This is a genomic window from Pelosinus fermentans DSM 17108, assembly GCF_000271485.2.
Lineage (GTDB): Bacteria > Bacillota > Negativicutes > DSM-13327 > DSM-13327 > Pelosinus > Pelosinus fermentans.
On record NZ_AKVN02000001.1, the window covers coordinates 3,123,941 to 3,136,702 of the forward strand.

At 36.4% G+C, this 12,762-nt stretch carries 14 protein-coding genes and 1 rRNA gene; 7 read left to right on the plus strand and 8 right to left on the minus strand.

The features are described 5' to 3' along the window. Nucleotides 1-7: 7 nt before the first annotated feature. The 3 genes from FR7_RS14440 to FR7_RS14450 all read right to left on the minus strand — a co-directional run bounded on the left by FR7_RS14440 (nt 8) and on the right by FR7_RS14450 (nt 3,103). Nucleotides 8-1,258, minus strand: coding sequence for a pyridoxal phosphate-dependent aminotransferase (locus FR7_RS14440; RefSeq protein ID WP_007935562.1), 1,251 nt, complete (start codon nt 1,256-1,258; stop codon nt 8-10). Between the two features lie 197 nt (nt 1,259-1,455). Next, nucleotides 1,456-2,748: an asparagine--tRNA ligase gene (gene asnS / locus FR7_RS14445; protein ID WP_007935563.1), complete on the minus strand. Its 1,293-nt coding sequence runs from the start codon at nt 2,746-2,748 to the stop codon at nt 1,456-1,458. A 151-nt stretch (nt 2,749-2,899) separates the two neighbouring features. After that, nucleotides 2,900-3,103, minus strand: a complete 204-nt coding sequence (locus tag FR7_RS14450) for an alpha/beta-type small acid-soluble spore protein (RefSeq protein ID WP_007935564.1) — start codon at nt 3,101-3,103, stop codon at nt 2,900-2,902. Between the two features lie 230 nt (nt 3,104-3,333). Here FR7_RS14450 and FR7_RS14455 point away from each other — a divergent pair, with 230 nt between their 5' ends. Continuing rightward, entirely contained in the window at nt 3,334-3,987 is a 654-nt protein-coding gene (locus FR7_RS14455) for a DUF3794 domain-containing protein (RefSeq protein ID WP_007935565.1), read from the plus strand. Between the two features lie 216 nt (nt 3,988-4,203). After that, complete coding sequence (locus FR7_RS14460) at nt 4,204-4,854, plus strand: SPOCS domain-containing protein (RefSeq protein ID WP_007935566.1); 651 nt, start codon at nt 4,204-4,206, stop codon at nt 4,852-4,854. Between the two features lie 83 nt (nt 4,855-4,937). Here FR7_RS14460 and FR7_RS14465 read toward each other — a convergent pair whose 3' ends face one another. Further along, nucleotides 4,938-5,330, minus strand: coding sequence for a class II SORL domain-containing protein (locus FR7_RS14465; RefSeq protein WP_007935567.1), 393 nt, complete (start codon nt 5,328-5,330; stop codon nt 4,938-4,940). A gap of 117 nt (nt 5,331-5,447) precedes the next feature. After that, nucleotides 5,448-6,569, minus strand: coding sequence for a hypothetical protein (locus FR7_RS14470; RefSeq protein WP_007935568.1), 1,122 nt, complete (start codon nt 6,567-6,569; stop codon nt 5,448-5,450). Between the two features lie 293 nt (nt 6,570-6,862). Here FR7_RS14470 and uraA point away from each other — a divergent pair, with 293 nt between their 5' ends. Then, nucleotides 6,863-8,116 (plus strand): uracil permease, encoded by a 1,254-nt coding sequence (gene uraA, locus FR7_RS14475; RefSeq protein ID WP_007951067.1) that lies wholly within the window; start codon nt 6,863-6,865, stop codon nt 8,114-8,116. Nucleotides 8,117-8,175: 59 nt separating this feature from the next. Here uraA and FR7_RS14480 read toward each other — a convergent pair whose 3' ends face one another. Together FR7_RS14480 and FR7_RS14485 are read right to left on the minus strand one after the other, a co-directional pair. Continuing rightward, nucleotides 8,176-8,670, minus strand: coding sequence for a YajQ family cyclic di-GMP-binding protein (locus FR7_RS14480; protein WP_007935570.1), 495 nt, complete (start codon nt 8,668-8,670; stop codon nt 8,176-8,178). Between the two features lie 20 nt (nt 8,671-8,690). Continuing rightward, the gene (locus tag FR7_RS14485) at nt 8,691-8,933 is read right to left on the minus strand and encodes a hypothetical protein (protein ID WP_237714868.1); all 243 of its coding nucleotides are present in this window, start codon (nt 8,931-8,933) and stop codon (nt 8,691-8,693) included. A gap of 300 nt (nt 8,934-9,233) precedes the next feature. On the opposite strand from FR7_RS14485, the gene FR7_RS14490 reads away from it, so the two are divergent. The 4 genes from FR7_RS14490 to fba all read left to right on the plus strand — a co-directional run bounded on the left by FR7_RS14490 (nt 9,234) and on the right by fba (nt 12,283). Continuing rightward, nucleotides 9,234-9,566 (plus strand): hypothetical protein, encoded by a 333-nt coding sequence (locus FR7_RS14490; RefSeq protein WP_007935575.1) that lies wholly within the window; start codon nt 9,234-9,236, stop codon nt 9,564-9,566. Nucleotides 9,567-9,650: 84 nt separating this feature from the next. After that, nucleotides 9,651-10,115 carry a hypothetical protein gene (locus FR7_RS14495; RefSeq protein WP_007935577.1) on the plus strand — a complete coding sequence of 155 codons (465 nt, stop codon included), beginning with the start codon at nt 9,651-9,653 and terminating at the stop codon, nt 10,113-10,115. Nucleotides 10,116-10,324: 209 nt separating this feature from the next. Continuing rightward, nucleotides 10,325-11,209 (plus strand): RluA family pseudouridine synthase, encoded by an 885-nt coding sequence (locus FR7_RS14500; protein ID WP_007935579.1) that lies wholly within the window; start codon nt 10,325-10,327, stop codon nt 11,207-11,209. Nucleotides 11,210-11,353: 144 nt separating this feature from the next. Beyond that, nucleotides 11,354-12,283 carry a class II fructose-1,6-bisphosphate aldolase gene (fba, locus tag FR7_RS14505; RefSeq protein WP_007935580.1) on the plus strand — a complete coding sequence of 310 codons (930 nt, stop codon included), beginning with the start codon at nt 11,354-11,356 and terminating at the stop codon, nt 12,281-12,283. A 196-nt stretch (nt 12,284-12,479) separates the two neighbouring features. Here fba and rrf read toward each other — a convergent pair. Beyond that, nucleotides 12,480-12,596 (minus strand): 5S ribosomal RNA (rrf, locus tag FR7_RS14510). Nucleotides 12,597-12,762: the final 166 nt, after the last annotated feature.

A 12,762-nucleotide genomic window follows, 5' to 3' on the forward strand; every position in this document is an offset into this window, starting at 1 on the left:
GGTACTTTTATTGAATTGAAACAGCTTGGATCGCTTTAGCAAATTTACCAGCCATCCCAGTCATTTTCTCAGACGTTACCGCACATACTGCGATTCGAATTCCTTTTGCTAAAGGTACAGCAAAGATATGATCCTCATGCAGTTTCTCACAAACCGCCTCAGGATTTTCAACGGGGACGGTAATAAAGAAACCAGCAATATAAGGAAGCATATGTAAATTAACTTCCTGCGCTTCACGCATAAAAATATCAGCTCGTTTGCGAATTAAGGCATAATATTCGCCGCGCTCTTGCTCTGCTTGTGCTAATAAACGCTTATCCTGATAAATATCAGCCAATAGTTTCATAGCACTATAGTTAATATTTGACCATGTAGCTCGACTTGTAAATTGATTAATGCTTTGAAATTCTGTAATTACTTCTTTATTGGAAGAAATGCCAATCATAACACCTGTCCGTTGACCATACATCGTAAATCCTTTTGACATACTGCAGGCCAAAATAGGTAATATATTAGCAGGTAAATTGCCAAATTTCTTTAAAAAAGATCGGCAAGCATTCTTTTCGCCTGCATAATCAATATAAGCAATATCAATTAAAGGAATAATATGTTTTGTAGTATCTTTAACACAGTCTTTAAAAAGATCTAATACCTGATCCCAATCACTGTCACTCAAACTAAAACCAGTTGGGTTATGAGCAGGAGTATTAATAATTATAACCAAGTTATTCTGCTTTGCGATTATTTCTCTTACTTTAGCACTAAATGCCCCAATATTAAACTTTTGCTGCTCATCAAATAATGTATAGGTATCCAATGTACGCAAGGCATCTTGACACAGTATTTTATAGGGTCCCCAATACCAATCAGAGGTTAAAATCGTATCGCCAATCTCTGAATAATTCCAAATGGTATGATGAATAGCACCCGTGCCCCCAGCAGTAGCTACGGCATCAAGATAAGCCTCTGGCTTATGATCCGCAAAAGTTAACTCTATCATCGCCGCTAGATAATCCGGCAAACCGGCAATTGGAGCATAGGGTATAATATGGTTGATTGAAAAGTTTTTAAAAACTTTCTCAACTGTTGGTATGCAAGCTAACCTCTCTTGCTCATCCATAAAAGCACCGATGGTAGCATTGATGACCTTATTTTTACCATACTGAGCAGCCGCTTTGGCAGCAGCAGCATTGGCACCGAAAATTTTGTCTGTAGCACACTTTCCCTTTGCATGACATGCAGCAACACTATAAGTCATTATTGTTCCCCCTTGAGATCGTTTTATTAGCCAAGTTGTTAGATAACAACTTGGCTAATAAATAAAATAAATTCTTTTTATGGCCTAATGTATTTACTTTTCCGTAGTAGTTAAAAGTTCCTGCTTTTAAAATTATGTATACAAAGTTTTTTATATTTTCTCTTAAGAAAGTGCTGCATCACAACTAAATCTACTGTTTAAGGATACATTTTATGTAACATTCGAGGAAATGGGATTGTTTCGCGAATATGTTCAAGACCGCATAACCAAGCAACAGTACGTTCAAGTCCTAAACCAAACCCAGAATGTGGCACTGATCCATATTTTCGCAAGTCCAGATACCACTCAAAAGCTTCTATCGGTAAATGATGCTCTTCAATACGTTGTTTTAAGAGTTCAAGATCATCAATCCGCTGTCCACCACCAATAATTTCGCCATATCCTTCCGGTGCCAGGAGGTCTGCACCCAGTACGACATTAGGATCTTCCGGATCAGGCTTCATATAAAAGGCCTTAATTGAGGTTGGATAACGATGTACAAAGACAGGTGAACCAAAGTGATTTGAGATAATCGTTTCATGAGGTGCACCAAAGTCTTCTCCCCAAGTAAAATCTTCTCCTGCTTCTTTCAGTATTTCTACTGCCTCAGTATAAGATATACGTGGAAATGGCAATTGTATGTTTTTTAATTTTTCTACATCCCGGTCTAAAATGGTCAGTTCTCTCGTACAGCGTTCTAATACCCGTGTGATTACATAGTAAACCATTTCTTCCTGCAGCTTAATATTGTCATCCATGTCAAAATAAGCCATTTCAGCTTCCACCATCCAAAACTCCATCAAATGACGGCGAGTTTTGGATTTTTCTGCACGAAATGTGGGACCAAAGCAATAGATTCTTCCTAATGCCATCGCATTTGCCTCACTATATAATTGACCGCTTTGGGACAAATATGCTTTTTCACCATGATAATCTAAACCAAACAATGTGGAGGTTCCTTCACATGCTGACGGTGTAATAATCGGAGCATCTGCCAGAACAAAATCACGATGGTAAAAGAAATCTCTAAAAGCATGTTCAATTTCTGATCGAATTCGCAGAATTGCCATTTGTCTAGGAGTCCGAATCCATAAATGACGGCGCTCTAGTAAGAAATCTACCCCATGTTCTTTATGTGTAATCGGATATTCTTCTGCAATATTAATCACATCAAAACCTGTAACTTGCATTTCATAACCACCTGCTGCCCGAGGTTCCTCCTTTACAATTCCTGTTACTGTTATCGAAGTTTCCTGTGTTAATACTTTGGTTTTATCAAACAGTTCTTCTCCTATATCTTGTTTTACAATTACACATTGCAAAAGACCGCTGCCGTCACGTAAAATCAAGAATTTTACTTTTCCTGAACCACGCTGATTATATAACCATCCTTGAATTGTGACTTCTTCGTCTAAATGTTTTCCCAGATTTTTTATCAATACGGTATTCAATATCTCCACTCCTTGTGATTCAATTCGCTGTTTAGGTATCATAATTACATTTACTATTAAGCCTAAAAAATCCTTCTATAAGAAAGTAAAAAGTATATGAAAAGATAAGCAGGTAAAAACCTGCTTATCTTTTCAGCCATATAAATGACTCTTATTTACCACTGAATTGCTGTTCTTGGGCCTGAATCATCTTGCGGACCATTTGTCCACCTACACGGCCATTATCAGCAGAAGATAATGCACCTTTATAAGTGTTCTTATAGTCTTTAAGACCAATCTCAGCTGCTGTTTCTTCCTTTAATTGATCAAGCGCCTTTTGTGCGGCAGGGTTTACAGGTTTTTTACTCCTAGACATTACGCAACACCCTCCAATAAATTTATTTGTAGTGCCTGTTTATATATTGCCTATAATGAATCGAATACATACATTGAAATTTTTGGCTGCAATACAAATTCTATCCTTCTCAATAAAAATCTTATATATAATTCAACTTTTCATTTTAATGAAGAACATCCCTTAGTAAAGCAACATAAAATAATAATAAAAATACTCTATATTTACATTTTAGTAAAGGAGGAGTTCACATGAATACGAGCAATATTGAAATTTTAGGTATAACCCCTCAATCTGAGTTTCCAATTTGTCCTCCACATTATCCTTGCGCTCAAATTTGCCAAATAGATAAACTCTTTTTAGCTTGCCAGCATGATATTCAAAAAATACTCAAAGTAATTGTAACAATTACGATTTCTTCATTTAAAATTATCAATACTCCCATTGGCAAAAAAGTAGTTGTACATGGTTTTAAGCATATAAAAGTTATTTCTGTTATTGATAAACATTGTACCCACTCTGCTTGTTTCGATATTCCTTTTTGTCTTTTTATAAAATTAAAGGAATTCGATGCTGTCATTACCAAAATATGTACTATAGTAGAAGATGTTTCTGTTCAATGTTTGAAAAATCAATTCTTATTGGTATCTAGTGTTATTTTTGCATGTCCAGTCTTTAAACCTAATATACCTATTTGCCACCATGAAAACAATAAACCTTGTAATTGCAATAAACCATCCCAGGATTGCTCAAATATTCCCATTTATCCTAAGCAATGTGGATGGAATCAAATCGATAAACCTAATCTTTTTGAAAAACAAAATCACCATCCGTCTTGTCCTTTATGCCAAAACATTCCTTCCGAAGCTTATCATACCTATCAAAGTTACCACGATGATTGCTAGTCATTTATAAGCTTTCTCATGACAAATCTTTTTATAAATTTATACTATAAAAAAAAGAGGTTGGAAAATACCTCTCTTTTTTGTAACTAAATGGCATCACCATTGATATGATATTATAAATCATTTAGATCGATTTCTAAACATCTGAAGGCTGACCACAATCTTCATAAAAATTTAGCAATAACAAATCTCTACAATCAAGGAGGAATGTATCATATGGCATGCAAAAAAAGTACACAATTTACAGTAAACGGCTTATTACCTCTCCCAAGCCACACACCAGATATTGACTTTTTACTTCGTGTAACTTCTACCCCGATCATAAAAAAAACCATAATCTTAGATAAACAAATCAGTTTTTCTGGTCATGTAAATATTTATATAGAATTTGTATCATCCAATTTTAATTCCACACAAACAGTCCATTTCATCTCTTTTGAAGCTCCATTTATTGCTCTTATTAAGAACTGCCGTGCAAAAGCAGGTATGGATTGTCAATTAAAGGCTTCTATTAAACATCAAGATTTTCAACTTATCAATAGCAGATGCATTAATAAAGTAATCGTTCTAAAGGTTTGTGTCATCAAACTGAGTAAATCCTGCATTAATTCCAAATTCCACTGCTCTGAGCCCAATCTGACTTTGCTATGCACACCCGAAAGAATTAACCTTTGTCGCACTGCAGACTATCATACAACACATCCCATAGCACCTATGGATGATTTACATGAGATGTCTGCCTTCAGCAATTATCATACTCCATCTTCCCAGCAATTAGAACCCTCTGATCCTGAAACTATTTCCAACGAACATGATAATACCCAATCCTCTTTTCATACCTGCGAATGCCAAATTGACCAAGAATAACTATTTTAAGAAAGATCTAAAAATGCAATATGTTACTTCATAAAAAAACTGTTCCAGCTAGCTGGAACAGTAAACCCTTGCTTTTATTCTACAGTAATGGTTTGAGAGCTTTCCCACAAACCATGGATATTACAGTACGAAGTCGCTAGTAATGTACCTGAACCATTAAGCTTTATAACAGCTTTCGTTGTAGGCTCAGCATATACTGGTCCTTTATTTGCGCCATCCGTAGACTCACCATGCACATTAAATTCAGAAGCTGCAACTTCAAAGACAAATTTGCTATTATCAGATTTAAAATATAACTTAATCCAACGAATATGATGTTCAGTAGTATTCGGATGAGCAATTTCCTTCCCTACCGAAAGCTCTACAGCGAAGCTTTCACCTGCTTTTACTTTCTCTGGAGCCTCAATAACTGGAGCGTGTTTTTCAGTTTTCCAATCAGCACTTTGAATTACATCAGAAATTTTCATAAATCAAAAAACCTCCTTTTATTTTTAGTATGTCTTACTACTATTACATATATTTGCTAATAAATCAAAAATCCCTTTTAATTTATTTTTTTACTATAATTTGTTCATGTGGCATTGTTAAAACAAGTCCACATGAACATTACGCACTAATTTCGTTTCTACATTGTCCCATTCCATTGGATCATCGGACTCAAAGGGTATTAAAGAAAGGGAAGTATCACAATCAAACGTAGCTTTAAGAATCTGCAGGGCAGCTAAGCCATTAGCTGCATGACAAGCATCTTCTACTATTGAACGCTCCAATTTACTGGTAAACAAACATTCTGTATTTCTGCCGTCCTTTGACATTCCATAAATATATCCTATATCAAAGGACGGTATATGAGCATAGATTAAAGACATTACTCTCATGGAAATCGCTGCACACAATTCAAAATACTGTTTGTTAATTGTACGTATTTCCTTTTCCTGAAAACTAGGTCTTCCTGATGACTGCAAAGAGCAAATTTGCGTAGGAATAATTGATTTTGGCGGCAGCCAGATCTTCACCGAGGGAATATTCATATATACAGCAATATCTGCACTTACATGAAAAGGAAAGGGAGCTGCAGTCAACACTTGATCAATTTTTGCAAAAATAGCAGCAATATCTCCTGCTAATAAACGTTCAATTCCTTTAATACGTTCATCTTCCTCACGTTCATGTTTCTCTTTTTCTTCTTTAATTAACCGTTCTTCATTTTCAATCCAATCATCGATTTCTTTTTGCTTTTCTAGAACAATACGCTCAATCTCCTGATGACGCTTTTGCAGCAACATAACGACTAATACCAGCAACGTAACCACACCAATTCCAGATATCCATAATGCAATCACATTACTACTGACAAGCAATACAACTAAAAAAATTAATAATAAACCTGTATGCATGATAATAGGCATAACAAATTTACGTTCTTCTTCAATTCTTACTTTCTCCAGTACACCGGAACAATCAGGCACCGTTCGTTCTTTCCATGGGTTTCTAACCTTCAATGAGGTATAATCAACTTCTTCATAATCTAACTTACTAATTCCAATCAATGCATTTTCTACCGATTGAGAATACTCGTATTCTTGGCGCCAACGCTCCATCTGATCTACATGACGAAAATATAATTCATCAACATACACTTTACCTTTATCCTGTCTTGCACCAGATTGTATTCGTACGCCCTGGTCATCTTTTTTTCTAGCCATTCTATTTACACCTCTCAGCTAAATCCCATACAGCATTCATATTATAGATATTTTTTCCTATCCTCTATTGTAAACTAAAGATCTATATCTGCCCAGTTATTTTTATAAAATAATAGACAAACAATATGTTTTATGATACATTTTAATAAAATAACCTTTAAGTTAGTCCAGAGAGGCTAATAAGGTACACAATGATATGGCTTTAACTAGGCCTGTCCTGTATTGACCTTAAGACTCTTACTCTGGTAAGAGTCTTTTTTATTGTGTGCTAAGGTACTATTAAGGAGGATTATATGAATACGCGTGTCATTCAAGTTGAAGAAAAACTGCCCTTGCTCCAATTATTTCCCCTCAGCCTGCAACATTTATTTGCTATGTTTGGTGCTACTGTACTAGTTCCTATTTTATTTAAGGTGAATCCTGCAACCATTCTACTGTTTAATGGTATTGGTACACTTTTATACCTTTTTATCTGCAAAGGTAAAATTCCTGCCTATTTAGGCTCTAGTTTTGCTTTTATTTCACCGGTCTTTATTGTTCTGCCCCAATATGGCTATAATGCAGCCCTCGGTGGCTTTATAGCTGCTGGCGTCGTATTTTCTCTTGTTTCATTTCTAATTGGCATCATTGGTACGAAATGGATTGATACGGTCTTCCCACCCGCTGCAATGGGCGCTATTGTTGCTGTAATTGGATTAGAGCTAGCACCTGTTGCTGCTGATATGGCAGGCCTTACAGCCAAAACATTCGATCCTCATGTTATTTTAGTCTCACTGTTTACGTTAGCGGTTACAATCATAGGTTCCATCATGTTCCGCGGTTTCTTAGCTATCATTCCAATTCTGATCGGTGTACTTGCTGGTTATATAGCAGCCTTCCTGCTTGGATTAGTCGATTTAAGCATTATAGCTGCCGCTCCTTGGTTTGCTGCTCCCACCATATATTCTCCTGAGTTCAACTTTAATGCAATTGCGATTATTTTACCTGCAGCATTAGTCGTAATCGCTGAGCATATTGGGCATCTCGTAGTCACTGGAAATATCGTAGGTCGGGATTTAACACAGAATCCAGGACTGCACCGTTCATTATTCGGCAATGGTTTATCCACTATCGTTTCAGGATTCTTCGGCTCCACCCCCAACACTACTTACGGTGAAAATATTGGTGTAATGGCGATTACTAAAGTGTATAGTGTACAAGTTATTGGTGGTGCTGCCATCCTCGCGATTGTTCTTTCTTTCATCGGCAAGCTGGCTGCTGCTATTCAAAGTATTCCAGTACCTGTAATGGGCGGAGTCTCCCTATTATTATTCGGTGTCATTGCGGCTTCTGGAATACGTATACTTGTAGAATCAAAGGTAGATTACAGTCGTTCCCGAAATCTCATTTTAACTTCTATCGTATTAATTCTAGGTATTAGCGGAGCCAGTATCACAATCGGCACCGTCACCATGAAAGGTATGGCCTTAGCCACTATTGTCTCCATCTTTCTTAGCTTAAGCTTTAAAGCACTAGACCTTCTGGGATTAACAAATGATAAAATCTAAAACTCTTTAGAAAGTTAAATCGTTCATAAAAAAGACTTCCGCTTTTGCGGAAGTCTTTTTTATGAACGAAAATTAACAAACTGAAGAGCAATCTTAAAATCACCTTGTTTCAGGTGGGCAATTGCATTTTGCAAATCATCTTTATTTTTACCTGATACGCGTACTTGGTCATCCATCAGCTGAGCTTGTACTTTTATTTTACTATTTTTAAGGGAAGAAATTACATCTTTCGCATTCTCTTTGTCAATACCTTTTTTTATTTTGATAATCTGACGAGCTGTACCACTAAAAGCGGCTTCCACTTTTCCATAATCTAAGTTTTTTAATGAAATTCCTCTTTTAATAACTTTTGCTTGTAAAATCTCGACTACATTCTTCAGTTTGTAATCATCATCAGCAGCCACTTTGATCTCAATGCCCTCTAAAGTTACAGAAGCCTTACTGCCACGAAAATCAAAGCGTTGGCTGATTTCTTTCGTTGTCTGATTCACTGCATTATCAACTTCTTGCATATCAACCTCTGAAACCACATCGAAGGAACAATCTTTAGCCATAGGATGACCTCCATTTTATATTATTTTTTTATTGCTATGTGAATCGTTTTACGCATCACAACATAAACGAAGGCAAATACACCGCCTATCGTGAAGAAAAAAGCTGCTGGCTTAACCATAAGAAGTTCGGAACTACCAACCAAACTAAATAATAAAGCCGCCATATAGGCCAAAAAGAACTCACCATATCGAGAACTATTGTTCCTCGGCGCAATAAATAACCATACAAGAAAACCATACATGATAATATTACTATTTTTCATTATTTCCAAAAAAAATCACCTCATTGTAAGCACTTAACACTTATAAATTCGAAACTAACGTTTTTTTTCCTGCATATTTTACAATAATATTTATTTTATACAGAATTCTTAAATTTAAATAGAAATATATCCCACAATAACCAAAATAATACCTTCGATCAAAAAATAATTCATATATTTTGCAAAAAAGTCTTATAAATTCCCGAAAAAAAGTTTACTGGCAGTATCATTATGTCTCTGTTCTTCATATGATGTATCATATACTCCAAGAAAATATCAATAAAGGAGGCTATCAAAGTTATGGATGGCAAATATCCACATTGGTATCATGAAGAAATGGACCCATGCTGTGACTACATGGACAAAAAGATGATGCCCCAAGAATGTTGCACCTCAGCTAAACCATACTCATATCCTGATAATTCGTTTAAAGATCGCCTATTATGTATGTTAGGTGATGATGTAATATTCTCCGTTGACGCGCGCCTTTGTCACCAAGATTCTTTTTGTGGCTCGCTCTGCTATGTAGGCTGCGATTTTATTATCGTAAATGTTTGTATGCGTAAAAGACCACTTTCTATGATGGTACCCATCAAAATGATTCGTTTTATTGGTCCTAAATCACATCGTTAATAAAAAATCTAGCTAATCCTTCACCTTCCATTCGCTTATTGCATACTATGTGGCAAAAGTCGCTGTTTTAAGGAGGTTACCCTGTTGAAAAGAACCCAGAGTAAAAAACCTATGTCAATGGACTTAGAGCATATGCGTATGCTTCATACAGAAGCGATTGAACAACTGGATTTAATGTATACTACATTAGAAGCAGCTGAGCAAGCCACGGATACTACTCGCGATAGTCTTGATGATATCTCTGTAAATCACTGGGATGCCTACATGGATATTATTCATCTTATTTCTATGCACGATGAGGCAATGAGTGCTTCCATAAAAAAGTATAGTATGAGAGAAGGAGAATTCCACAATGCAAAGGAAAGACAACTCAGCTTACAGCGTGGATTTGTCATCTATCTCTTACTTGCCTTATTGCGCCGCCACCACCGAATGGAACATATTTTTAGCTTACGTGGTAATCCTATGAATGACTATTTCCAAGAATCCTCAAACATGGAACGAGAACATATTGCTCACCTTATCACGATGACACAAAATTTAATGTAACGTCCTGAAGTGATATTCCTCTTCAAAAAGCACAAAGACACAAGGAACACAAATATTTCTATACATTATTTGTGTTCCTTGTTATGCTGTAGATCAGCATATTGTCTTTGTGTTTAATTCATTAAGAGGAACTTTTACTTTATTTAGCGAAAATAAAACATTGCAAAATAAAGAATACTAAACATAATATTACATATTAAGGAGTACCCATGTTAAATCTCATCGTACCACAGATCCTATCTCCTATGCCAATTAAGGAATACTTACGCTCCCATATCGGCCTTTCTCTTACAATATGGAGAAAAATAAAAAACACAGGTTCCATCATAGTCAATGGAAAAGAAACGACTATAACACATGTGATTTTTCCAGGCGATGCCATTACACTTCATTGGCTGCAGCCTTGTGATATTGTACCTACAAATATTCCCCTGCATATTTCTTATGAAGATGACACCTTGCTCATTATCGATAAACCAGCCGGAATGTTAGTCCATCCAACAACATCTGAACATACAGCCACATTAGGAAATGCCATTATGCACTATTTTCATACCCGAGGACACTCTTACGCCTTTCATCCTGTCCACCGCTTAGATCGCAATACTTCAGGTTTAGTGCTAATTGCAAAATACCCTCATGTTCAACACCTTTTATCCGTTAATGGCGCTAAAAATATTAACAGACAGTATATCGCACTTACAACAGGCATCATAAAACCATCAGAAGGCACTATAGACGCCCCCATTGCCAGGCATCCTGATAGTATTATCCAGCGTATCATTGACCCCAAGGGACAGCATGCCACGACCTGCTATCAAGTACTCAAGCCATTGAAAAATGCTAGTATTGTCCAATTAACGCTCTTGACTGGACGCACCCACCAAATTCGAGTCCACCTCTCCCATCTTGGTCATCCAATTATAGGAGATGATTTATACGGAGGCTCAAGAGAATTAATCTCCCGCCAAGCTTTACATGCTGCAAGACTTTATTTTACGCATCCTCTTTCAGGGAAAGTTATTGATGTAACCAGTCAGCTTCCAAATGACATATTAAACGTCATTGACAAGCTTTCCTGTCATGAAACTTAGCCTACTTTTCGAAATCCAAAATAAAAGTAAAGATACAGCATAAACAGTTGCTAAAAACATTCAACTTTTAGCATACTTTTTGTACACAAGCCTGCTAAAATCTGGTATAATTAACATAGTAAAAAACTTTTAGGAGGAATTACTTTGCCATTAGTTACAACCAAAGAAATGTTCAAAAAAGCTTACGACGGTCAATATGCAGTTGGCGCTTTCAATGTCAACAATATGGAAATTATTCAGGGAATTGTTGACGCTGCTAAAGAGGAGCAAGCTCCACTTATTCTACAAGTGTCTGCAGGAGCTCGTAAATATGCAAAACATATTTATCTTACAAAATTAGTAGAAGCGGCACTAGAAGATTCAGGTCTACCCATTGCATTGCATTTGGATCATGGGGATGATTTCGAAATTTGTAAATCTTGTATTGATGGCGGCTTTAGTTCAGTTATGATTGACGGCTCAAAGTATTCTTTTGAAGAAAATATTGCTTTAACAAAAAAAGTAGTAGAATACGCTCACGCACATGGTGTAGTCGTAGAAGCTGAATTAGGTAAGCTTGCGGGTGTTGAAGATGCCGTCAAAGTATCTGCCAAAGATGCGACTTATACTGATCCTGATGAAGCGGTGGAATTCGTTGAACGTACAGGCTGTGACTCACTTGCCATTGCGATTGGAACGAGCCATGGAGCTTATAAATTTAAAGGTGAACCAAGTCTTGATTATGCTCGTTTAGAAAAGATATCTAGTCTATTACCTAATTATCCATTAGTACTTCACGGTGCATCTACTGTACTTCCTGAATTCGTTGCAAAATGCAATCAATTCGGTGGACACATCCCAGGTGCCCAAGGCGTACCTGAAGATATGTTATTACGCGCAGGAAAATTCGGGGTCTGCAAAATTAATATTGATACCGATTTACGCTTGGCTATGACAGCTTCTATTCGTGAACATTTTGTCAATAATCCTAGTGATTTTGATCCTCGCCAATACTTAAAACCAGCTCGAGAAGCGATTAAGAACATGGTTAAACATAAAATTAAAAATGTACTAAACTGCAGTAACCGTTTATAGTAAAAAAGCTGAGATATAACGTCTCAGCTTTTTTAGACCCCTAATCGAATCACTTTTATATTTATTTTATTAATAGAGCGCAAAAAATCCCTTATGAACGTGACTTTTCAATCCTCATAAGGGATTTACTCTTCTAAATATCAATACTTCTCATTATATGATAAAAAGCACTCACATAAATGAGTGCTTTTTTATTAACCAGCAACTATCTATCCTCCCAGGCCGTTTCCAACCAAGTACTTTCGACGTATAAGGGCTTAACTGCTGTGTTCGGTATGGGAACAGGTGGAACCCCTTAGCTATCGTCACTGGATTAAAGTGAAGCAGCGCACCAAATCTTTGCTAAAAGATTTGTGTAAGTCGCTTCGTTAGCATCGCAATGCTAACATCATAGAACCTTATGGCTCTACAATAGAGATAAACATACTAGTATGTTCTCTCAAAACTTCACAGAAGAAAGACTGCATGTTAGTCGTTAG

Bases quoted from the DNA above. Each gene is read 5' to 3' on its own strand.
- FR7_RS14450 (WP_007935564.1), bottom strand. From the start codon at position 3,103: ATGTCTAGGAGTAAAAAACCTGTAAACCCTGCCGCACAAAAGGCGCTT.
- FR7_RS14500 (WP_007935579.1), top strand. From the start codon at position 10,325: ATGTTAAATCTCATCGTACCACAGATCCTATCTCCTATGCCAATTAAG.
- FR7_RS14490 (WP_007935575.1), top strand. From the start codon at position 9,234: ATGGATGGCAAATATCCACATTGGTATCATGAAGAAATGGACCCATGC.
- FR7_RS14480 (WP_007935570.1), bottom strand. From the start codon at position 8,670: ATGGCTAAAGATTGTTCCTTCGATGTGGTTTCAGAGGTTGATATGCAA.
- FR7_RS14485 (WP_237714868.1), bottom strand. From the start codon at position 8,933: ATGAAAAATAGTAATATTATCATGTATGGTTTTCTTGTATGGTTATTT.
- FR7_RS14440 (WP_007935562.1), bottom strand. From the start codon at position 1,258: ATGACTTATAGTGTTGCTGCATGTCATGCAAAGGGAAAGTGTGCTACA.
- FR7_RS14465 (WP_007935567.1), bottom strand. From the start codon at position 5,330: ATGAAAATTTCTGATGTAATTCAAAGTGCTGATTGGAAAACTGAAAAA.
- FR7_RS14460 (WP_007935566.1), top strand. From the start codon at position 4,204: ATGGCATGCAAAAAAAGTACACAATTTACAGTAAACGGCTTATTACCT.
- FR7_RS14455 (WP_007935565.1), top strand. From the start codon at position 3,334: ATGAATACGAGCAATATTGAAATTTTAGGTATAACCCCTCAATCTGAG.
- uraA (WP_007951067.1), top strand. From the start codon at position 6,863: ATGAATACGCGTGTCATTCAAGTTGAAGAAAAACTGCCCTTGCTCCAA.
- FR7_RS14470 (WP_007935568.1), bottom strand. From the start codon at position 6,569: ATGGCTAGAAAAAAAGATGACCAGGGCGTACGAATACAATCTGGTGCA.